A 20,839-nucleotide genomic window follows, 5' to 3' on the forward strand; every position below is an offset into this window, starting at 1 on the left:
GCACCTGTCGCCCCGGATGCGGTGAGACCGCGCACATGGCGCGCGGGACCGTCACTTCCGCAGCGGCACGCCCTTCGTGGTGAAGCGCGGCGCGCCCGGATGGCGCGCAGGCTGCGGCTGGCCCCGCCCCTTGCCCGCCCCGGAGCCCGTTCCCGGCGGCTGCGAGACCGGAACCAGCTGGTCCGGCCGCGGCCCGATGAGATCCGCCCGGCCCATCGCCCGCAGCGCCTCGCGCAGCAGGGGCCAGTTCTCGGGGTCGTGATAGCGCAGGAACGCCTTGTGCAGCCGGCGCTGCCGCAGCCCCTTGATCGCGTCGACCGGTTCGCTGCCGCCGCGCCGCACGCCCTGCAGGGGGTTGATCTCGGTGTGGTACATGGTCGTCGCCGTCGCCATGGGCGAGGGCAGGAAGGTCTGGACCTGATCGGCGCGGTAGTCGTTCTTCTTGAGCCAGAGGGCGAGGTTGAGCATGTCCGCGTCGGTCGTGCCCGGATGGGCCGCGATGAAGTACGGGATCAGGTAGTACTTCTTCCCGGCCTTCTGGGCGGCGGCGTCGAACATCTCCTTGAAGCGGTCGTAGGTGCCGATGCCCGGCTTCATCATCAGGTCGAGGGGGCCGCGCTCGGTGTGCTCGGGAGCGATCTTGAGACGGCCGCCGACGTGGTGGGTCACGAGCTCCTCGACGTATTCGGGGCTCCTAACCGCGAGGTCGTAGCGCACGCCGGAGGCGACCATCACCTTCTTGACGCCCTCCACCTCGCGGACCTTGCGGTAGAGCCGGATCAGGTCGTCGTGCGAGGTGTTCAGGTTCGGGCAGATGTCGGGGAAGACGCAGGACGGCAGCCGGCAGGCCGCCTCGATCTTCGGGTCCTTGCAGGCCATCCGGTACATGTTCGCCGTCGGCCCGCCGACATCCGAGATCACGCCCGTGAAGCCCGGCGTCTTGTCGCGAATGTGCTCGATCTCGCGCAGGATCGAACCCTCCGAGCGGTTCTGGATGACGCGGCCCTCGTGCTCGGTGATGGAGCAGAAGGTGCAGCCGCCGAAGCAGCCGCGCATGATCGTCACCGAGAACTTGATCATGTCCCAGGCGGGGATCTTGGCGTCGCCGTAGGACGGATGGGGCGCGCGGGCGTAGGGCAGGTCGTAGACCGCATCCATCTCGTCGCTGGAGAGCGGGATCGGCGGCGGGTTCAGCCACAGGTCGCGGTCGCCGTGGCGCTGGACGAGGGGGCGCGCGTTGCCGGGATTGGCCTCCCGGTGCAGCACCCGCGAGGCGCGGGCATAGGCCTCCTTGTCGTCCTTGACCTCGTCGTAGGCGGGGAGCCGGATCACGGTCTCGCCGGGGCGGCGGCTGGCGGCCTCGTCGGCCGAATCGAGGTCGTCGGCGGGCAACTCGGTGTAGGGCTCGGGCACCCGGCGGAACAGGGCGACGCCCCGGACGGAGTGGAGATCCTGCGGGGCCTCGCCGGCCGCGAGGCGGTTGGCCACCTCGACCACGGCGCGCTCGGCATTGCCGTAGAGGAGCAGGTCGGCCTTGGCATCCGCCAGGATCGAGCGGCGCACCTTGTCGGACCAGTAATCGTAATGGGCGATGCGGCGCAGCGAGGCCTCGATGCCGCCGAGGATGATCGGCACGTCCTTGTAGGCCTCGCGGCAGCGCTGCGTGTAGACGATGGTGCAGCGGTCCGGCCGGGCGCCGCCTTCGCCTCCGGCCGTATAGGCGTCGTCGCTGCGCAGGCGCCGGTCCGCCGTGTAGCGGTTCACCATCGAATCGAGGTTGCCGCCGGTGACGCCGAAGAACAGCGTCGGCCGGCCCAGGGCCTTGAACGGCTCCGCCGATTGCCAGTCCGGCTGCGCGATGATGCCGACCCGGAAGCCCTGCGCCTCGAGCAGCCGGCCGATGATGGCCATGCCGAAGCTCGGGTGGTCCACGTAGGCGTCCCCCGTCACCAGGACGATGTCGCAGGCGTCCCACCCGAGCCGGTCCATCTCGGCGCGGCTCATGGGCAGGAACGGCGCCGCCGTCCGGTTCAGCGGCGGCGTGCAGGCGAGGGGAGCCACGGAGCGACTCACGGGAGCTTGGAGGTCCATGGGGCCCGTGCATAGCCCGCCCGGGCCGCGATCTCAACGAAGCCCGCGGCGGCCGGGTGCCGCGACCACATCGGACCGGCCGCGAAGCCGTGCCCGTCCGCCTCGTCCGTCTCCTGGCCTTTCCTGTACTGCCAGCACGTCGCCCGCCCCGGCCGAATCGGAGCCCGCCTCACTCCACCACCAGCTCCACCCGGTCGGCGGCGAAGAGGCTGCGGGTGGCCTGGATGCGGGTGCCCGCGCCGTCCACGTTCACGCTGGACAGGGCGATCAGGGTGCGGCCGGGGGCGATGTCCAGGCGCTCCGCCTCCTCGGGGCTGGCCGGGCGGGCACCGATCCGGGTGGAGAGCCGGGTGTAGTCGGCCACCCCGAAGCCCGCATAGGCGCGGGTGAGCGAGCCGCTGGCGGCGTAGGCGGCGTCGAAGCCGGTAAAGCGCGGCAGGGGCAGGCAGGTCCGGGCCGTCGAGATCGGGGCGCCGTCGGCACGGTGCACGGTGAGGAGTTCGAGGATCGGCGCGCCCGGGGCGATCCCCAGGGCCTCGGCCCAGTCCGCATCCGCCGGGTTGGTGGCGGCCGCGATCAGGTCGCCCCAGGCCTCGCGCCCGGTGCGCGAGACGATCTCGGAGAAGCGGGTGCGCGGGCCGATCGGGTAGGCGATCGGGCCCTGCTCCACGAAGCTGCCCCGCCCCTGCGTGGTCCGCACCAGCCCGCCCTCGGCGAGCACGCCGAGCGCCCGGCGCACCGTGTGCCGGTTCACGCCGAAGCGCGCGGCGAGCGCCGATTCGGCCGGCAGCTGCGCCCCGGCCGCCAGGGTCCCGCCGCGGATCTCGTCCGCCAGGGCGTCCGCGATCTGCCGCCAGGCGGCGAGGCCGCCCCCGCGCTGGAGCGCCGTCACGCGGCTGTCGCCCGCCTCGGTCATGGGTGGCTCGCGTGCGTCGTCTGCATGGTGTCCTCGAAAGGCATGGTGTCCTCGAAATGCACGGCGTCCTCGAAAGCCCTTGCGCCCGATCATCCACTTGTCTACACATATAGACAGGTTTGGAGACCGACCGATGCCGAGCGCCAGCCAAACACCACCCGGGCCCGGGATGCCAGACCTTGCCCCGCGCCAACGGGCGATGGCGCGGGCCGGCCAGGCCTCCGCGGACGAGTTGCTGGCCGCCCTGGCGCGGGCCGGCGCCGCCCCCGAGGCGGAGGACCTGCGGGCGCCCGAGACGGGCCTCGTCATGGTCCGCGGGCGGATCGGCGGCGACGGCCGGCCCTTCAACGCCGGCGAGACCACGGTGACCCGGGCGGCGGTGCGCCTGCCCGGGGGCGAGACCGGCTTCGCCTACCATCTCGGCCGCGACCGGGCCCGCGCCCGCCTCGCCGCCATCCTGGATGCCCACTGGCAGCGCCCGGAGGCGCGGCCCGCTCTCGAGGCGGCGCTGGCGGAGATCGCCGGCCGCCGGGCGGAGGCGGCGCAACGGGCCGCCCGGAAGGCGGCGGCCACCCGGGTCACCTTCTTCACCCTGGCGCGGGGCGAGGATTGATGGCCCACAGGCTCGCCCCCGGCTTCGCCGATCCCGTCCACGAAGGCCAGGTCGTCTTCCGCGCCGCGATGGAGGCCCTGAGCCGGCCCGGGCGGATCCGCCCCCTGGTCACCGCCCTGGCGCCTCCCGGCCCCCTCACTCCCGAGCTCGCGGCCCTGGCCCTGGCCCTCACCGACGCCGACACGCCGGTCTGGCTCGATGCGCCGCTCCGGGCGGACCCGGCGGTCGCCGGCTTCCTGCGCTTCCACACCGGGGCGCCCCTGGTCGCGGCCCCCGGAGATGCCGCCTTCGCGCTGATCGCCGATCCGGCCCATTGCCCGCCCTTCACGGATTTCGCCCAAGGCACCCCCGCCTACCCGGATGCCTCCGCCACGCTGATCCTGGCCGTCGACACCCTCTCCGACGAGGCAGGGCCGGGTTTCACGGGGCCGGGTTTCGCGGGGCAGGTTTTCGCGGGACCCGGCATCCGCGGCACGGCGCGGCTCGACGCCGGCCCCCTGCCCGCCGACTGGGCCGCGCGCTGGGCCGCGAACCATGCGGGCTTCCCGCTCGGGATCGACTGTCTGTTCGTGGCGCCGGGCCGCCTCGCCGGGCTGCCGCGCTCGGCCCGGCCCGTCGGCGCCGAAGCTTTGCCGGGTTCGGAGGCTCTGCCATGTACGTAGCGGTCAAGGGCGGCGAGGCCGCCATCGACAACGCCCACCGCCTCCTGGCCGAGGTCCGGCGCGGCGACCCGGCCGTGCCCGAGCTCACCGTGGCGCAGATCCGCGAGCAGATGCGCCTCCTCGTCGACCGGGTGATGACCGAGGGCTCCCTCTACGATCCCGATCTGGCCGCCCTCGCCCTGAAGCAGGCCCGGGGCGACGTGGTCGAAGCGGTGTTCCTGGTGCGGGCCTACCGCACCACCCTGCCGCGCTTCGGCGCCACCGAGCCGGTCGACACCGGCGCGATGACCCTGGCGCGGCGCATCTCCGCCACCTTCAAGGACCTGCCCGGCGGGCAGGTGCTCGGCCCGACCTTCGACTACACCCACCGCCTCGTGGATTTCGGCCTGGCCGACGGGGATTCGCGAGACCGCTCCCCCGATCCCGCCGCCGAGGCGGAGCCGGAGGCCGATGCCGCCGCCTGCCCGCGGGTCACCGACCTCCTGGGGCAGGCCGGCCTGCTCGAACCTTCGCCCCCGGACGCGGGCGCCCCCGTGGGCGACCTCACCCGCGAGCCGGTGGACTACCCCGTCGACCGGGCGGTGCGGCTCCAGGCGCTGGCCCGGGGCGACGAGGGCTTCCTCCTCGCCCTCGGCTACTCGACGCAGCGCGGCTACGGCCGCACCCACCCCTTCGTCGGCGAGATCCGGGTCGGGGCGGTGGACCTCGAATTCACCCCGGAGGAACTCGGCTTTCCGGTCGGCCTCGGCACGGTGGACCTGACCGAGTGCCAGATGATCAACCAGTTCCACGGCCACGGGGCGGTGCCGCCGCAATTCACCCGGGGCTACGGCCTCGTCTTCGGCCAGGGCGAGCGCAAGTCCATGGCCATGGCCCTGGTGGACCGCTCGCTCCGGGCCGCCGAACTCGGCGAGGCCGTGGCGGTGCCGGCCCAGGACCAGGAATTCGTGCTGGCCCATTGCGACAGCCTGCAGGCCACGGGCTTCGTCGAGCACATGAAGCTGCCGCACTACGTGGATTTCCAGGCCGAGCTCGAACTGGTGCGGCGCCTGCGCGCCGAGCACGCCGCCCGGGCGGCGGCGCCTCCGCCCGAATCCGACGAATCGCCGCTGCGGGAGGCCGCCGAATGAACCCGTCCAATCCCGCCGCGGCGCCCGCCGCCGTCACCGTCTCGGCCGGCCCCGGCTACAGCTTCGCCTATCTCGACGCGGGCACGAAGCGGATGATCCGCCGGGCCATCCTCAAGGCCATCGCGATCCCGGGCTACCAGGTGCCCTTCGCCGCCCGCGAGATGCCGATGCCCTACGGCTGGGGCACCGGCGGCGTGCAGGTCACCGCCGCGATCCTCGGCGCCGCCGACGTCCTCAAGGTGATCGACCAGGGCGCCGACGACACCACCAACGCGGTCTCGATCCGGCGCTTCTTCACCGCCACCGCGGGAATCGCCACGACGACGCGCACGGCCGAGGCCAGCGTGATCCAGACCCGCCACCGCATCCCGGAGGCGCCGCTCGTCGAGGGGCAGGTCCTCGTCTACCAGGTGCCGATCCCCGAGCCCCTGCGCTTCCTCGAACCGCGCGAGACCGAGACGCGCCAGCTCCACGCGCTGGCCGAGTACGGCCTCATGCACGTGAAGCTCTACGAGGACATCGCCCGCCACGGCCACATCGCCACCACCTACGCCTATCCGGTGGAGGTGGCCGGCCGCTACGTGATGGACCCCTCCCCGACCCCGAAATTCGACAACCCCAAGATGGACGACTGCCCCGCCCTCCAGCTCTTCGGCGCTGGGCGCGAGAAGCGCATCTACGCGATCCCGCCCTACACGCGGGTGCGCAGCCTCGACTTCGAGGACCACCCCTTCCGGGTCCAGAGCTTCGACCGCCCCTGCGCCCTCTGCGGCGCCGAGGGCGTCTATCTCGACGAGGTCGTCCTCGACGATGCCGGCGGGCGGATGTTCGTCTGCTCGGACACCGACCATTGCGAGAGCCGGCTTGGCGAGAGCCGGCTTGGCGAGAGCTGCCTTGGCGAGACCCGCCGCGCCGACGGCCAGACCGGGGAGGCCGCGTGATGGACCCGCTCCTGAGCGTCGAGGGCCTGACCAAGCGCTACGGCCGGCGCCTCGCCTGCGACGGCATCGGCTTCACCCTCTACCCCGGCGAGGTCCTGGCGGTGGTCGGCGAATCCGGCTCCGGCAAGTCGACCCTGCTCTCGCTCGTCGCCGGCGAGGTCGCGGCCGATGCCGGATCGGTCGCCTACCGCATGCGCGACGGCGCGACGCGCGACCTCGATACGCTGAGCGCGGTCGAGCGCCGCGCGCTCATGCGCACGGATTGGGGGTTCGTGCGCCAGGACGCGACGCAGGGCCTGCGCATGGCGGTCTCGGCCGGGGGCAATGTCGGCGAGCGCCTGATGGGCATCGGCGACCGCCATTACGGCCGCATCCGCGCCACCGCCCTCGACTGGCTCGCCCGGGTCGAGATCGCCCCCGACCGGGTCGACGACCCGCCGACGCGCTTCTCCGGCGGCATGCGCCAGCGCCTGCAGATCGCCCGCAACCTCGTCACCGCCCCCCGCCTCGTCCTCATGGACGAGCCGACCTCGGGCCTCGACGTCTCGGTCCAGGCCCGTCTCCTCGACCTGATCCGGGGCCTGGTGGCCGAGCTCGGCCTCGCCGTCATCATCGTCACCCACGACCTGGCCGTGGCGCGCCTGCTCTCGCACCGCGTCCTCGTCATGCGGGCGGGCCGGGTGATCGAGACCGGCCTGACCGACCAGGTCCTCGACGATCCGCAGGCCGCCTACACCCAGCTCCTCGTCTCCTCGGTACTCGCCGCATGACGCCCCCCCTCCTCGCCTTCGAAGACGTGGCCAAGAGCTTCACCCTGCACCTGCGCGGCGGCGCCGTGCTGCCCGTCATCGCCGGCGCCACCCTGGCGGTCCATCCGGGCGAGTGCGTCGTGCTCGGCGGTGCCTCCGGCGCGGGCAAGTCCTCCCTGCTGAAGATGGCCTACGGCAACTATCGCTGCGCCGCCGGGGCGATCCGGGTCCGCGACGGGGCCCGCATCGTCGACCTCGCCACGGCCGCGCCGCGCGAGATCCTGGGGCTGCGCCGCACCACGCTGTCCTACGTCTCGCAGTTCCTGCGGGTGATTCCCCGGGTCGGCGCCCGCGCCGTGGTGGAGGCCGCCGGCCTCGAGGGCGGCCTCGCCCCCGCGGCGGCCCGGACCCGGGCGGGCGACCTCCTGGCCTGCCTCAACCTGCCCGAGCGCCTCTGGGCCCTCCCGCCCGCCACCTTCTCGGGGGGCGAGCAGCAGCGGGTGAACATCGCCCGCGGCCTCATCGCCGACCGGCCCATCCTGCTCCTGGACGAGCCCACCGCCTCCCTCGACGCGCGGAACCGCGCCGTGGTGGTGGACCTCATCACCGAGAAGCGGGCCGCCGGCACCGCCATCCTCGGCATCTTCCACGATGCGGACGTGCGCCAGGCGGTGGCGACGCGCATCGTTGACGTCTCGGCCTTCCACGGGGCGCTGGCGGCATGATTCGGGATCGGGAACAGGCAAGCATGACGGACCGGGTCCAGATCCTCGAGAACGCCCGCCTGGTCCTGCCCGACCGGGTCGAGGACGGCTGGCTCGCCGTGGCCGACGGGCGCATCGCCGAGATCGGCACCGGTCGCGCCCCCGAGCGCGGCCTCGACTGCGCCGGCGACACCCTCATTCCGGGCCTCGTCGAGCTCCACACCGACCACCTGGAGAGCCACTACGCCCCGCGCCCCGGTGTGCGCTGGCATCCCCTCGGGGCGGTGCTGGCCTACGATGCGCAGATCGCGGCGTCGGGCATCACCACGGTGTTCGACTCGCTGCGCGCCGGCACCGACCCGGACGGCAGCGGCCTCGGCACCGAGCTGGACCTGCTCGCCGCCGCCCTGGCGGAGGCCGGGGAGGCCGGCCTGTTCCGGGCCGAGCACCGCACGCACCTGCGCTGCGAGATCCCCTCCCCCGACGTGGTCGAGACCGTGCGCGCCTTCGCGGGGCGCTACCCCATCGGCCTGCTGTCGCTGATGGACCACACGCCGGGCCAGCGCCAGTTCCGTGACGTCGACAAGTACTACGTGTATGCCGGGCGCGGCGGCCGCTCCCTCGAGGAGATAAAACGCAGCACCGCCCGCAAGATGCGCGACGGCCGCGCCCTCAACGCCGTGAACCGGCCCGCCCTGGTGGCCCTCGCCCACGCGCACGGCATCCCCCTCGCCAGCCACGACGACACCACCCTGGCCGATGTCGCGCTGTCGCGGGAGGAATCGGTGGTCCTCGCCGAGTTCCCCACCACCCTGGAGGCGGCGGAGGCTTCGCACGCGGCCGGCATCACCGTGATGATGGGGGCGCCCAACCTGATCCGGGGCGGCTCGCATTCCGGCAACGTCGCGGCCCATACCCTGGCGGAGGCCGGCACCCTCAGCATCCTGTCCTCGGACTACGTGCCGGCGAGCCTGCTGATGGCGGCCTTCGGGCTGCCCGAGCGCGTCCCCGGGATCACCCTGCCGGACGCCATCGCCACCGTGACGGCGAACCCCGCCCGCGCCACCGGCCTGACCGATCGCGGCCGGCTGGCGCCGGGCCTGCGCGCCGACCTCGTCCGCGTCCGCCTCGCCCGGGGCGTGCCGGTGGTGCGCCAGGTGTGGCGCGCCGGCGAGCGGGTGGTGTGATGGCGGGCGGCTTCACCCTCGTGGTCGGCCCGAGCGGTGCCGGCAAGGACACCCTGCTGCGGCTGGCGCGGGACGCGCTGGGCGGTGATCCCCGTTTCGTCTTCCCGCGCCGCCTCATCACCCGCGCACCCTCGGCCCACGAGGACAACGTCGCCCTCACGGAGGAGGCCTTCACCGAAGGCGCCGCCGCCGGCGCCTTCGCCCTGCACTGGCGGGCGCACGGTCTCGGCTACGCGATTCCCGGCAACGCCGTGGAGCTGGCGCGGGCCGGACGGCTGGTGGTCTGCAACGTTTCCCGCCGGATCGTCGAGGAGGCGCGGCGGACCCTGCCACAGGTCGGCGTCGTCGCCATCACGGCGGCCCCCGAGGTGCTGGCCCGGCGCCTCGCCGCCCGCGCCCGGCCCGAGGACGGCGACCTGCGCACCCGCCTCGACCGCGTCGTCCCGATCGCGGCCGAGTGCACGATCTGGAACGATCGCGATCCGGACAGCGCCGCCGCCGTGCTGGTCGCGCACTTGCGGGAGCGGGCGCCCTGAGCCGCGGCCGATCGCGGGTCAAGGCGCTGTCCAAACGAGAAGAGCGCGGCCCCGGCGGGACCGCGCTCTTCTCGTTCTGACCGTGCGGCCGGGCGCTCGCGCACCCGGCCGGATCGGATGGCCTACGCCTCCTGGCGAGGTCCGCGGGCGCGGTCCTGCTCGGCGTTGCGCTCGGCCTTGAGCTTCTCGGTGAGGTCCTCGCCGGTCTCCTGGTCGACGACCTTCATGGACAGGCGGATCTTGCCGCGGTCGTCCTGGCCGAGGAACTTCACCTTGACCTTCTGGCCCTCCTTGACGACGTCCGTCACCTTGGCGACCCGCTGGGCGGCGAGCTCCGAGATGTGGACGAGGCCGTCCTTGGCGCCGAAGAAGTTCACGAAAGCGCCGAACTCCATCGTCTTCACGACGGTGCCGTCATAGATCATGCCCGGCTCGGCCTCCGCCACGATGGACCGGATCCAGTTGTAGGCGGCCTTGATGGCCTTGCCGTCGCTGGAGGCGATCTTCACCGTGCCGGTGTCGTCGATGTTGATCTTGGCGCCGGTCTTCTCGACGATCTCGCGGATCACCTTGCCGCCGGTGCCGATCACTTCCCGGATCTTGTCGGTGGGGATCTGCATGGTCTCGATGCGCGGCGCGTACTCGCCGAGCTCGGGACGGGCATCGGTCAGGGCCTTCGCCATCTCGCCGAGGATGTGGACGCGGCCTTCCTGCGCCTGATGCAGGGCGACCTTCATGATCTCCTCGGTGATGCCCGCGATCTTGATGTCCATCTGCAGCGAGGTGATGCCGGCTTCCGTGCCCGCCACCTTGAAGTCCATGTCGCCGAGGTGATCCTCGTCGCCGAGGATGTCGGACAGCACGGCGTAGCGCTCACCCTCGAGGATGAGGCCCATGGCGATGCCCGCCACCGGACGGCGCAGGGGCACGCCCGCATCCATCAGCGACAGCGAGGCGCCGCAGACGGAGGCCATCGAGGAGGAGCCGTTGGACTCGGTGATCTCGGACACGACGCGGATCGTGTACGGGAACTCGTGGGCCGGCGGCAGCACGGGGTGCACGGCGCGCCAGGCGAGCTTGCCGTGGCCGATCTCGCGACGGCCCGGGGAGCCCATGCGGCCGGTCTCGCCCACCGAGTAGGGGGGGAAGTTGTAGTGCAGCAGGAAGGTCTCCTTGTAGGTGCCTTCCAGCGCGTCGATGAACTGCTCGTCCTCGCCGGTGCCGAGGGTGGCGACCACGAGGGCCTGGGTCTCGCCGCGGGTGAACAGCGAGGAACCGTGGGCGCGGGGCAGCACGCCGACCTGGGACTCGATCGGGCGCACGGTGCGCACGTCGCGTCCGTCGATTCGGGACCCCGTGTCGAGGATGTTCCAGCGCACGACCTTCGACTGCGCTTCCTTGAACGCGGCCTTGACCTTCTCCGCCGGGAAACGGGCCTCGCCCTCGGCGGGGCAGAGCGCGGCCACCACCTTCGCCTTCACGGCGTCGACGGCGGCGTAGCGCTCCTGCTTGACGGTGTTCTTGTAGGCGGCGCGCAGGTCGGCCTCGCACACGTCGAGGACGGCCTGCTCCACGTCGCCGTTCTCCGGCGCCTGGAAGTTGCGGGGCTCCTTGGCGGCCTTCTCGGCGAGGCGGATGATCGCCTCGATGACCGGCTGGAAGTGCTTGTGGCCGAACATCACGGCGCCGAGCATGACCTCCTCGCCGAGTTCCTTGGCCTCGGACTCGACCATCAGGACGGCGTCCTGGGTGCCGGCGACGACGAGGTCGAGGGTCGAAGCCTCGAGGTCGGCCACGTGCGGGTTCAGGGTGTACTGGCCGTTGACGTAGCCGACGCGGGCGGCGCCGATCGGGCCCATGAAGGGCACGCCCGACAGGGTCAGGGCGGCGGAGGCCGCGACCATCGCGAGGATGTCGGGGTCGTTCTCGAGGTCGTGGGTCAGGACGGTGACGACCACCTGGGTGTCGTTGCGCCAGCCCTCGACGAAGAGGGGGCGGATCGGGCGGTCGATCAGGCGGGAGACCAGGGTCTCCTTCTCGGACGGACGGCCTTCGCGCTTGAAGTACCCGCCGGGGATTCGGCCGGCGGCGTAGGCGCGCTCCTGGTAGTTCACCGTGAGGGGCAGGAAATCGATGCCGGCCTTGGGCTCCTTGCCGGACACGACGGTGGCGAGCACCGAGGTCTCGCCGTAGGTCGCCATGACGGAACCGTCGGCCTGGCGGGCGACCTTGCCCGTCTCGAGGACGAGCTTGCGGTCGCCCCACATCAGCTCTTCGCGTTGGATATCGAACATATGTCTAGCCTTCCTGCGGTCGGGCGAACCCGGCGCCGTCAGGGGCAAGATGGCGGGGGGCGCCGCGCGCCGCGCCCCCCGCGATCCTGTCCCCGACGCATCCGCCTTCAAGTCGCCCGGGTCTTCGGGTGGCCGGACCCATTCCGGCAGCCCGAACTGTCAAAACGCGGTCCCGGGCCGGGCCCGGAACCGCGTGAACGCCGTGTTTAGCGGCGGATGCCGAGACGCTCGATGAGGCTGCGGTAGCGGGCCTCGTCCTTGCGCTTGACGTAGTCGAGCAGCGAGCGGCGCTGCGAGACCATCTTCAGGAGTCCGCGGCGGGAATGGTTGTCCTTGCCATGGGTCTTGAAGTGGCCGGTGAGGTTGGTGATCCGCTCGGTGAGGATCGCCACCTGGACCTCCGGAGAACCGGTGTCCTTGCCGCCGGTCGCGTATTCCTTGATGAGCGCGGTCTTGCGCTCTGCCGTGATCGACATCGCAGTGCCTTTCGGTCCGGGTTTTCGGAAACGGGCGGCCTCGTCAGGAGGGCCGCGCCACGCTCGCGGAAGGCCGGTGCCGGGATGTCGTCCAGCACGGTCAGGCCCACAAGCAGCTTGTGCCCCGGCCCCGTTCATACGGGTCGGAGCGGCGCGGACCATACACGAAACCGGCCCTGACGCCAGCCCTCCGTCCGTCGCAGGGAGAAATCGACGTCTCAGGCCGCCACGGAGACCGAGGCGCCCACGGCGCGGATGTCCGCCGCCAGGGCCTCGATCCGGGCCGGGTCCGAATCCCAGGCGAACATGAAACGGGCACCGCCGCCGATGAAGGTGTAGAAGCGCCAGCCCCGGGCGCGCAGGGCCTCGAGGTGCTCGGGCGCGGCGCGCAGGAACACGGCGTTGGCCTCCACCGGGAACATCAGGTCGAAGGCCGCCACATCGGCCACGGCGGCGGCGAGGCTCTGCGCGCAGGCATTGGCGTGGGTCGCGTGACGCAGCCAGGCCCCGTCCTCCAGCACCCCGACCCAGGGAGCGGAGAGGAAGCGCATCTTCGAGGCGAGCTGCCCCGCCTGCTTGCAGCGGTAGCCGAAATCCTCCGCCAGGGCGGCGTCGAAGAACAGGATCGCCTCGCCCGCCGCCATGCCGTTCTTGGTGCCGCCGAAGCAAAGGAGGTCGACGCCGGCCTTCCAGGTCATGTCGGCGGGGCTGCAGCCGAGGCTGGCACAGGCATTGGCGAAGCGCGCCCCGTCCATGTGGAGGTGCAGGCCGAGATCCCGGCAGGTGGCGGCGATCGCCCGGATCTCGGCGAGGCTGTAGAGCTGCCCCGTCTCGGTGGGCTGGGTGATCGTGACCACGCGGGGCTTGGGGAAATGGATGTCCGAGCGCCCCGTGGCGACGCCCCGGATCAGGGCCGGGTCGAGCTTGCCGTCGGGGCTCGCCACCACGAGCAGCTTCGAGCCGTTGGAGAAGAACTCGGGCGCGCCGCACTCGTCCGTTTCGACATGGGCCGAGGCCGAGCAGATGACGCTGTGGTAGGATTGGCAGAGAGAGGCCAGGGCCAGGGCGTTGGCGGCGGTGCCGTTAAAGGCGAAGAAGACGTCGGCGGCGTCCGTCTCGAACAGGGTCCTGAAGGCGTCGGCCGCCCGCTTCGTCCACGGGTCCTCGCCGTAGGCCGGTACCGAGCCGCGATTGGCCGCGTCCATGGCGGCCCAGGCCTCGGGGCAGATGCCGGCGTAGTTGTCGCTCGCGAATTGCTGGGGCTCGGGGGGCATGGGTCGCTCTCGTCTGGCCAAGGTCCGCATCGGGAGTGCAGCGACCGGCCGAACAGAGATATGGCGAAGCCCGTTTGGTTGCCGGTCCGGCCACATCCCCGCCGATTGCCGGAGGGTGCCACCTTGCCCGGGAGAGCAGGTTGGCGTCAGGGATCGCCCCGACTCTTGATGCGGCCCATGATTTACCAGAGGGGGCCGGCTCTGACAACACGGACAGGTTGCCGCCTGGTGCGGGAACTAGATCGTGGCGTGAAATCCGGGGCGAGTGCTCGGCACCCCCTGCCTGGCCCGGGACTTGCGCCGACTGGCCCGCGATCCACCGTCATGCGAAGGTCCTGGCGATGACGGGCAACAGCCTCACCGCGCGCAAATCCGTCGCCGACATCCTGGCGGCCGACGCCGAGGGCAAGGAATCCTCGCGCCTGCCGCGCTCGCTCTCGGCGTTCGACCTCGTCGCCCTCGGCGTGGGTGCTACCATCGGGGCGGGCATCTTCGTCCTCACCGGCACGGCGGCGGCGAACTATGCCGGCCCCGGCCTGACCCTGTCCTTCGTGCTCGGCGGCATCGCCTGCGGATTCGTCGCGCTCTGCTATGCCGAGCTCGCCGCGATGGTGCCGGCCCCGGGCAGCACCTACACCTATGCCTACGCAACCCTCGGCGAGGCCTGCGCCTGGATCATCGGTTGGGATCTCGTTCTCGAATACGCGATGAGCGCTGCGACCGTGGCGGTGGGCTGGTCGGGCTACGCTCGCTCCCTCCTCGCCGATGCCGGCCTGCACCTGCCTGCGTTTCTGTCGGCGGCTCCCTTCACCCCCCTGCCCGGCGGGGGCGCCGCATGGTTCGACCTGCCGGCGGCGGCCGTCATCGGCCTGCTGACCCTGCTCCTCGTGCGTGGCAACCGCGAATCGACCCGGGTGAACGCCGTGATGGTGGCGATCAAGGTCGCGATCATCCTGTCCTTCGTCGGCATCGGTGCCGCCCATGTGGATGTGGGCCTGTGGTCTCCCCTGGTGCCGGAGAACACCGGCCCCTTCGGCACGTTCGGCTGGAGCGGCGTGCTGCGCGGGGCCGGCGTGGTGTTCTTCGCCTTCATCGGCTTCGAGACGATCTCGACGGCGGCGGGCGAGACGCGCCGCCCCCAGCGCGACGCGCCGATCGGGCTCCTGGGGTCGCTGGCGATCAGCACAGTGCTCTACGTGGCGGTGGCCGCGGTGCTCACCGGCCTCGTCCCCTACCGGGCCCTCGACGTGCCCGACCCCATCGCCAAGGCGGTGGAGGCGATCGGCTTCGGGGCCTTCGCGGTGGCGATCAAGATCGGGGCGATCCTCGGCCTGACCACGGCGGCGCTCGCCGCCCTCTACGGGCAGGCCCGGATCTTCTACGCCATGGCGCGCGACGGTCTGTTGCCGCCGGCCTTCTCACGGGTGCATCCGCGCTTTCGCACGCCGGCCGCCAGCCAAGTCACCATCGGCGCGGTGACGGCCCTGGTGGCGGGGCTGGTTCCGATGGATCTCCTCGGCGAACTGGTGAGCATCGGCACCCTTTTCGCCTTTCTGGTGATCTGCACCGCCGTCCTGGTGCTGCGCCGGACGGATCCGGGGCGCCCCCGCCCCTTCCGGGTGCCGGGCATGCCGGTGGTGCCGATCCTCGGCATCCTGTCTTGCCTCGCACTGATGCTCGGCCTGCCCGGAGACACCTGGTTGCGGCTCGCCGTGTGGCTCGTCGTGGGGCTGGCGATCTACCTCGGCTACGGTCGACGGGCGGCGCGGCTGCGCGCGCCGGGCCTCGGGGCGGGCGCGGCGCGCTGAACCTCAGGAGTAGTGGCGCGGGCTCGGACGGCCGGAATAGCGCCGGCGCAGATAGGAGACGAGCTTCGGGAGCAGGAAGGCGACGAGGAGCTTGCGCATGGGAAAACCTCCGGTTGGGGTGGGCGGCCTGGAAGCCGCCGCGTCGGAAACCCAATGCGGGGTCGGGCCCGGGCGTTCCGGAGACGGCTGAATCAATCTCTGCGATCGTCGGTCGCCGGGAGGGTCCTGCACCGCCTCAGCGCGTGATCACCGCGTGCACGCAGTAGCCGCGGAAGCGCTGCTGCACCCGCGCCTCGGCGTCCAGAGCGAAGGCCACGGCCGCGACCGCCCGCGGCAGATCTGCGCGCGGCGTCACCGCGAAAGCCGCGAGCCATCGGTTGAGGAGGCTGCGGGCGGGCCGCGGCAGGCCCGCCTGATCGCCGAAATCCACCACGTGGAGCTGGCCGCCTGGCGCGAGGTGTCCGGCGGCCTGGGCCAGCACCCGCTCCCACGGCGGGATCATCGACAGGGCGTAGGAGATCACGATCCGGTCGAAGCGGGCCCGCCCGAAGAGGGCCTCCGGGTCGAAGGCCGTGGCGTCCCCGCGCGCGAGGCGAATGCGGGGCTGGAGCCCGGCACGTGCGACGCTGCGGGCGGCCGTGGCGAGCATTGCCGCCGAGACGTCGAGGCCGTGGCAGGCGGCCTCCGGGTAGCTTCGGGCGATGCGCACGAGGTTGCGTCCGGTGCCGCAGCCGATCTCCAGCACCGAACCGCCCGCCGGCACGGCGAGGTCCGCGATCGCCCGGTCACGCCCGAGGAGATAGAACTTGCGGCTGGCGTCGTACAAATGGCGCTGGCGCCGGTACATCCGGTCCATCGCCCGCGCGGCGTCGCTCACGCCGCCCGCCGACGGTAGAGATGGAAGCCGCCGTAGATGGCCGAGCGGTCGCGGGCCTGTCCCGCGCGGCTCTCGGCCTCGGCATAGTCCCAGGCGTCCAGGATCCCGTCCGGCACCCGGCCCGGCAGGCAGCGCTCGTCGGCGGCCGTGCGGAAGATGACCCGTGCGCCCGGCCGGGCGGTGCGGGTGATCTCGGTCCACAGGGCGGTCAGGTCGGCGTCGCTCATCCAGTCCTGCGCATCGAGGAGCACGTAGGCATCCGCACTCCGGTCGGGGCTGGCGGCCAGGAACGCCGTCATCGACTGCTGGCGGTAGCTCACGCGTCCGGCCCGGGCCCGCAGGGTCTCGAAATGGCGCGGCTGCAGGTAGGGCGGCAGGGCGGCGTCGGGACCGGGGGCGTAGCCCCGGCCGAAGGCCTGCCAGGCGAAGTAGTTGTCGGCGAGCTCGAAGTCGCAGGCGAGGCGCTCCAGGCGGTGGCGCAGGACGTCGACCATGCCGCCCGGGTGGTCCTGGGCGAGGGCGCGGTACTGGGCCGGGGGAATCCCGAGGCCGTAGAGGGAGGCCGGGCGCCGGATCAGCCAGCGCACGAGGCGCTTCTCGAACAGGGGGGCCACGTGCGCCGCGAACAGGCTGCGCTGTTCGGCGCGGTCGCGGGCCTTGAGGACGGCGGAGAGGTCGCAGCCGTAGAGCCGGGCCAGCCGATGCCCGGTCCCGATGAAGCGCCCGAGCAGGCCGTGGCCGAAGACGTTCTCCGAGAAGGCGGCGATGCGCCGGCGCCCGTCGAGGCGATGGGCCTCCCAGTAGGCGCGCGCGGTGGCGTCGAGGTGGGGCGCGATCCATGCATCGTAGGCGGCGATGTTGTCGGCCCTGTCGGCCCGCCCGAAGAAGCGCAGGTAGGCTGCCGAATCCGGCAGCCGCGTCAGGGCCGCGAGCTTGAGGCGCCCCAGGGCGATGTGCGCGCCGTTAAGATCGACCGCGCTGATCCGCGCCGGATCGGCGGTGAGGTAGGACAGGACGTTGCAGCTGCCCGACGCGATGGCGACGACGTGGTCCTCCGGCCCCAGCGCCAGGGCCTCCAGATCGACCGCCGGATCCTCCCAGATCTGGGGATAGACCAGCCCGCTGAAGGCCAGGGTGAACAGCCGTTCGGACAGGCCGGCGCGGGACAGGGCGCGGCTGCGATGCACGGCCTGGGTCAGGCCGAGGCTGGTTTCGCGGCGGACCGCCCGTGCTGCGGGATTCATGCGGGCTCTCGGGCTGTCCATCGGGGATGATGGACGCCGCCCCTACGCCTCGCGCATGACCGGCCGGTGACAGCCCTCAGAGTTCCAGGGTCAGCGTCACCGGCGCATGGTCGGAGGGGCGGTCCCAGCCCCGGACATGGCGGGCAACCGTCATGTCGCGCACCGTGCCGGCGAGGTCGGGAGAGACCCAGGCATGGTCGAGGCGCCGGCCCTTGTCGGCCGCCGACCAGTCGGGGGAGCGGTAGCTCCACCACGTGTAGATCTTCGTCGGCTCCGGCACGAGCAGGCGGGCGGCATCGACCCAACCGGCCTCGCCCCTCAGGGTCTCGAGCCGCTCGGTCTCGATGGGGGTGTGGCTCACCACGTCGAGGAGCTGCTTGTGCGACCAGACGTCGTGCTCCAGGGGCGCCACGTTGAGGTCGCCGACCAGGATCGCGGGGCCCGTGACCCGACGGCCGCCCCAGGCGCGCAGTTCGTCGAGGAAGTCGAGCTTGTGCGCGAATTTCGGGTTGAGGCCGCGGTCGGGCACGTCGCCGCCGGCCGGCACGTAGAAATCGTGCAGGACGATCCCGGCCGCCGTCCCGGCTTCGGGGCCGAGGACCGCCGAGATGTGACGCGCGTCCTGGCGCTCGCAGAACGCCATCACGTCGCGCGTGAGGAGGGGAAAGCGCGACAGGATCGCGACGCCGTTGTAGCCCTTCTGGCCGGCGAACACGACGTGCTCGTAGCCGGAGCCCCGCAGGGCCTTCAGCGGAAACGCGTCGTCCGGGCACTTCGTCTCCTGCAGGCAGAGCACGTCCGGCTGGGCCTCGGCGAGGAAGCGCAGGACCGAATCGATGCGCAAGCGCACCGAGTTGATGTTCCAGGTGGTGACGGTGAGGCGCACGGCGTTCGGCTCGCGTGAGACTGGAAAATGTTTAAAGGATCGTGCGCGCGTCGGCGCGGCGGGCCGGCATAGACCGGATCGCCGCCGCCGTCGCCGGGGAAATGCCGCGCCTGGGGCTCCTGATCCGCGAGGGATCGCGCCCGGGGCGAGATCGAGGGATCGTCACGTGTCGCGCATCCGTTCCGCGCTCTTCAACGCCTACTGGGCCGGCTGGACCGCCCTGTTCATCGTGCCGCTGGCGGTGCTCGCCCTGCTGGGCGCGCCGGCGCGGCCCATCCGCGCCTTCACCCGCCTGTGGTCGCGGGGCATCCTGTTCGGCCTCGCCCGCATCGTCGGGCTCACCTATGTCGAGGAGGGCCGCGACCGCATCCCGGCCGAGCCCTGTCTCATCGTGGCCAACCACCAGTCGGCCTGGGAGACCCTGGCCTTCCTCGTGCTGGTGCCCAACGTCGCCATCGTGGCCAAGCGCGAGCTGGTGGCGATCCCCATCGTCGGCTGGTTCCTGCGCCGCTCGCCGATGATCATCATCGACCGGGCCAACGGCACCCAGGCCCTGCGGGTGATGATCGACGAGAGCCGCGCGGCGATCGCGCAGGGACGCTCGGTGCTGATGTTTCCGGAAGGCACCCGCGGCGGCATCGCCGAGCCGGTCCAGTTCAAGCGCGGGGTCGAGCTGCTCTACGCCAAGCTCGGCCTGCCGGTGCTGCCGGTGGCGGTGAATTCCGGCCTGTACTGGCCCCACGGGGGCGCCCGCCACAGCCCCGGCGCCGTGACGGTGAGCTACCTTCCGCCCCTGCCCCCGGGCCTGAGCGGCGCCGAGTTCATGCGCGGGACGCAAGGGGCGATCGATGCCGAGCTGAACCGCTGGCGTGATCCTGCCGCCCCCGTCGCCTCGCCCCTGCCGGTCGAGGCCCCGTAGGACCGAAAGCCTTACGGGTCGAGCCCCTCGGCCTTGCGCTTGGCGGCCCGGCGGCGCTCGACGCGGGCCACCGAGAAGATCGAGGCCTCGTAGAGCAGCAGCATCGGAATGGCGAGGGAGAGCTGCGAGATCACGTCCGGCGGCGTCAGCACGGCGGCGGCCACGAAGACCAGGACGATGGCATAGCGGCGCTTCTCGCGCAGGAACGCCGTGTCGATCACGCCGATCTGACCGAGCAGGGTCAGGATCACCGGCAGCTGGAAGGCGATGCCGAAGGCGAAGATCAGCGTCATGATGAGCGAGAGGTACTCGTCCACCTTCGGCAGGAGCGCGATCGTCGCCTCGCCGGGCTGCCCGATCTGCTGCAGCGAGACCGAGAACTGGATCAGCAGCGGCATCGCCAGGAAGAACACCACCAGGGCGCCGAGGATGAAGAAGATCGGCGTGGCGACGAGGTACGGCAGGAAGGCTTGACGCTCGTTACGATAGAGGCCCGGGGCCACGAAGGCGTAAATCTGCGTGGCGATGACCGGGAAGGCCAGGAAGCCGGCCCCGAACACGCTGAGCTTGATGTTGGTGAACACCTGCTCAAGGAAGTGCGTCGCGATCAGCTTCGCGTTCTCGACACCCACCACGGAGACGTAGGGGTAGACAAGGATGTTGTAGATGTGCCGCGAGAAGAAGAAGCACCCGAAGAACATCACCACGAAGGCGGCCAGCGACTTGATCAGCCGCGACCGCAATTCGATGAGATGGTCGAGGAGCGGGGCCCGCGAGGCTTCGATCTCGGCTTCGTCGGTCTCGTTGATCATCGGCCGGAATCAAGCTGGGGTTTGGCCGGCGTCTCGAAGCGAGGCGACGCGCTGGGAGTCGGGTCGGGGAAGGCGGCCGGGGGTTCGGCGGTCCAGGCGTGGGGCGTGGCCGGAGCGGGCGTTTCCGAGGCGGAGCGCGGCGGCAGATCGGGCAGCGCTTCCACGGGGCCGGGCGCGTGTCGGACGGGCTCGGCCGGCAAGGCCTCGGGTGGCATCGGCGCAGGCGGGGCCGGCATCGTCGTCTCGCGCTCGGCCAGCTGGTCGGCGACGTTGGCAAGGCCCTGGGTCGGCGAAGGGGTCGTCTTGGTCTCGGTTCGGCCGTCGACAGCGCCCTTCAGCTCGTCGCGGATGGTCTGCACCGGGTTGAAGGTCGGCCCCATCGTGCTCGCCGAGCGCTTGACCCCATCCACCTCGCGGCGGATCTCGTCGAACTCCGCCTCGCGGATCGCCTCGTTGAATTGCGACTGGAACTCGCCGGCCATGCGGCGCATCTTGCCGGTGATCTGGCCGACCGTGCGCAGGGCCTTCGGCAGATCCTTCGGGCCGATGACGATGAGGGCGACGCCGCCGATCAGCATCACCTCGCCCCAACTCATGTCAAACATGGTGTCGACTGTCCCGCGACCCTGCGCCGCCCATCCACGGCGTGCTGCCCATGGCAGGTCGCGGCGCCGTGCGCCAGACCCGCGATCGGCCGCAGCGCCCCATTCTCGCGTGGCG

The 20,839-nt window shown here is 71.9% G+C and carries 20 protein-coding genes and 1 riboswitch; of the genes, 10 read left to right on the top strand and 10 right to left on the bottom strand.

All coding sequences use genetic code 11. The features are described 5' to 3' along the window. Positions 1 to 51 precede the first annotated feature (51 nt). Complete coding sequence (locus tag ASF18_RS04960) at positions 52 to 2,004, bottom strand: YgiQ family radical SAM protein (RefSeq protein ID WP_156649652.1); 1,953 nt, start codon at positions 2,002 to 2,004, stop codon at positions 52 to 54. 256 nt (positions 2,005 to 2,260) lie between these two features. Beyond that, entirely contained in the window at positions 2,261 to 3,007 is a 747-nt protein-coding gene (gene phnF, locus ASF18_RS04965) for a phosphonate metabolism transcriptional regulator PhnF (RefSeq protein WP_056277797.1), read from the bottom strand. A gap of 169 nt (positions 3,008 to 3,176) precedes the next feature. Between phnF and phnG the strand changes: the two genes are divergently transcribed. From phnG to phnN, 8 genes are read left to right on the top strand one after another with little or no spacing between them, the layout of a single operon-like run. Then, a complete protein-coding gene (phnG, locus tag ASF18_RS04970; protein ID WP_280138924.1) occupies positions 3,177 to 3,620 on the top strand; it encodes a phosphonate C-P lyase system protein PhnG in 444 nt (147 codons plus the stop codon). Further along, positions 3,620 to 4,282 (top strand): phosphonate C-P lyase system protein PhnH, encoded by a 663-nt coding sequence (gene phnH, locus ASF18_RS04975; RefSeq protein ID WP_056349895.1) that lies wholly within the window; start codon positions 3,620 to 3,622, stop codon positions 4,280 to 4,282. Before phnG ends, phnH begins: the two co-directional genes overlap by 1 nt. Continuing rightward, positions 4,273 to 5,412, top strand: coding sequence for a carbon-phosphorus lyase complex subunit PhnI (locus tag ASF18_RS04980; protein ID WP_056349897.1), 1,140 nt, complete (start codon positions 4,273 to 4,275; stop codon positions 5,410 to 5,412). Before phnH ends, ASF18_RS04980 begins: the two co-directional genes overlap by 10 nt. Then, positions 5,409 to 6,353 (top strand): alpha-D-ribose 1-methylphosphonate 5-phosphate C-P-lyase PhnJ, encoded by a 945-nt coding sequence (locus ASF18_RS04985; protein ID WP_056349899.1) that lies wholly within the window; start codon positions 5,409 to 5,411, stop codon positions 6,351 to 6,353. The genes ASF18_RS04980 and ASF18_RS04985 overlap by 4 nt, the downstream gene beginning before the upstream one ends. Next, complete coding sequence (phnK, locus tag ASF18_RS04990) at positions 6,353 to 7,123, top strand: phosphonate C-P lyase system protein PhnK (RefSeq protein WP_056349903.1); 771 nt, start codon at positions 6,353 to 6,355, stop codon at positions 7,121 to 7,123. Before ASF18_RS04985 ends, phnK begins: the two co-directional genes overlap by 1 nt. Continuing rightward, complete coding sequence (phnL, locus tag ASF18_RS04995) at positions 7,120 to 7,827, top strand: phosphonate C-P lyase system protein PhnL (protein ID WP_056349905.1); 708 nt, start codon at positions 7,120 to 7,122, stop codon at positions 7,825 to 7,827. The genes phnK and phnL overlap by 4 nt, the downstream gene beginning before the upstream one ends. 23 nt (positions 7,828 to 7,850) lie before the next feature. Then, complete coding sequence (locus ASF18_RS05000; RefSeq protein ID WP_056349907.1) at positions 7,851 to 8,993, top strand: alpha-D-ribose 1-methylphosphonate 5-triphosphate diphosphatase; 1,143 nt, start codon at positions 7,851 to 7,853, stop codon at positions 8,991 to 8,993. Then, positions 8,993 to 9,529: a phosphonate metabolism protein/1,5-bisphosphokinase (PRPP-forming) PhnN gene (gene phnN, locus ASF18_RS05005; RefSeq protein ID WP_056349909.1), complete on the top strand. Its 537-nt coding sequence runs from the start codon at positions 8,993 to 8,995 to the stop codon at positions 9,527 to 9,529. The genes ASF18_RS05000 and phnN overlap by 1 nt, the downstream gene beginning before the upstream one ends. A 122-nt stretch (positions 9,530 to 9,651) precedes the next feature. Here phnN and pnp read toward each other — a convergent pair whose 3' ends face one another. The 3 genes from pnp to ASF18_RS05020 form a co-directional block, all read right to left on the bottom strand. Next, entirely contained in the window at positions 9,652 to 11,823 is a 2,172-nt protein-coding gene (gene pnp / locus ASF18_RS05010; RefSeq protein ID WP_056349910.1) for a polyribonucleotide nucleotidyltransferase, read from the bottom strand. 206 nt (positions 11,824 to 12,029) lie between these two features. Continuing rightward, a complete protein-coding gene (rpsO, locus tag ASF18_RS05015; RefSeq protein ID WP_055950756.1) occupies positions 12,030 to 12,299 on the bottom strand; it encodes a 30S ribosomal protein S15 in 270 nt (89 codons plus the stop codon). Positions 12,300 to 12,517: 218 nt separating this feature from the next. After that, complete coding sequence (locus tag ASF18_RS05020; protein ID WP_056349912.1) at positions 12,518 to 13,573, bottom strand: low specificity L-threonine aldolase; 1,056 nt, start codon at positions 13,571 to 13,573, stop codon at positions 12,518 to 12,520. 64 nt (positions 13,574 to 13,637) lie between these two features. Further along, a riboswitch (SAM-I-IV-variant riboswitch) is annotated at positions 13,638 to 13,750 on the bottom strand. Between the two features lie 164 nt (positions 13,751 to 13,914). Here ASF18_RS05020 and ASF18_RS05025 point away from each other — a divergent pair. After that, positions 13,915 to 15,381, top strand: a complete 1,467-nt coding sequence (locus ASF18_RS05025; RefSeq protein ID WP_082487077.1) for an amino acid permease — start codon at positions 13,915 to 13,917, stop codon at positions 15,379 to 15,381. 235 nt (positions 15,382 to 15,616) lie between these two features. Here the strand turns inward: ASF18_RS05025 and ASF18_RS05030 are convergent, their stop codons facing one another. The 3 genes from ASF18_RS05030 to ASF18_RS05040 form a co-directional block, all read right to left on the bottom strand. Then, positions 15,617 to 16,228: a class I SAM-dependent methyltransferase gene (locus tag ASF18_RS05030; protein ID WP_056349913.1), complete on the bottom strand. Its 612-nt coding sequence runs from the start codon at positions 16,226 to 16,228 to the stop codon at positions 15,617 to 15,619. Positions 16,229 to 16,254: 26 nt separating this feature from the next. Further along, entirely contained in the window at positions 16,255 to 17,502 is a 1,248-nt protein-coding gene (locus ASF18_RS05035; RefSeq protein ID WP_056349914.1) for a DUF3419 family protein, read from the bottom strand. A gap of 76 nt (positions 17,503 to 17,578) precedes the next feature. Beyond that, positions 17,579 to 18,388, bottom strand: a complete 810-nt coding sequence (locus tag ASF18_RS05040; protein ID WP_056349915.1) for an exodeoxyribonuclease III — start codon at positions 18,386 to 18,388, stop codon at positions 17,579 to 17,581. Between the two features lie 166 nt (positions 18,389 to 18,554). Between ASF18_RS05040 and ASF18_RS05045 the strand changes: the two genes are divergently transcribed. Further along, entirely contained in the window at positions 18,555 to 19,307 is a 753-nt protein-coding gene (locus tag ASF18_RS05045) for a lysophospholipid acyltransferase family protein (protein WP_056349917.1), read from the top strand. 11 nt (positions 19,308 to 19,318) lie between these two features. Here ASF18_RS05045 and tatC read toward each other — a convergent pair whose 3' ends face one another. Then, positions 19,319 to 20,119, bottom strand: a complete 801-nt coding sequence (gene tatC / locus ASF18_RS05050) for a twin-arginine translocase subunit TatC (RefSeq protein WP_056216387.1) — start codon at positions 20,117 to 20,119, stop codon at positions 19,319 to 19,321. Then, complete coding sequence (gene tatB, locus ASF18_RS22805; protein WP_082487079.1) at positions 20,116 to 20,724, bottom strand: Sec-independent protein translocase protein TatB; 609 nt, start codon at positions 20,722 to 20,724, stop codon at positions 20,116 to 20,118. The genes tatC and tatB overlap by 4 nt, the downstream gene beginning before the upstream one ends. Positions 20,725 to 20,839: the final 115 nt, after the last annotated feature.

It is taken from the genome of Methylobacterium sp. Leaf89, from assembly GCF_001422215.1.
Taxonomy (GTDB): Bacteria; Pseudomonadota; Alphaproteobacteria; order Rhizobiales; family Beijerinckiaceae; genus Methylobacterium.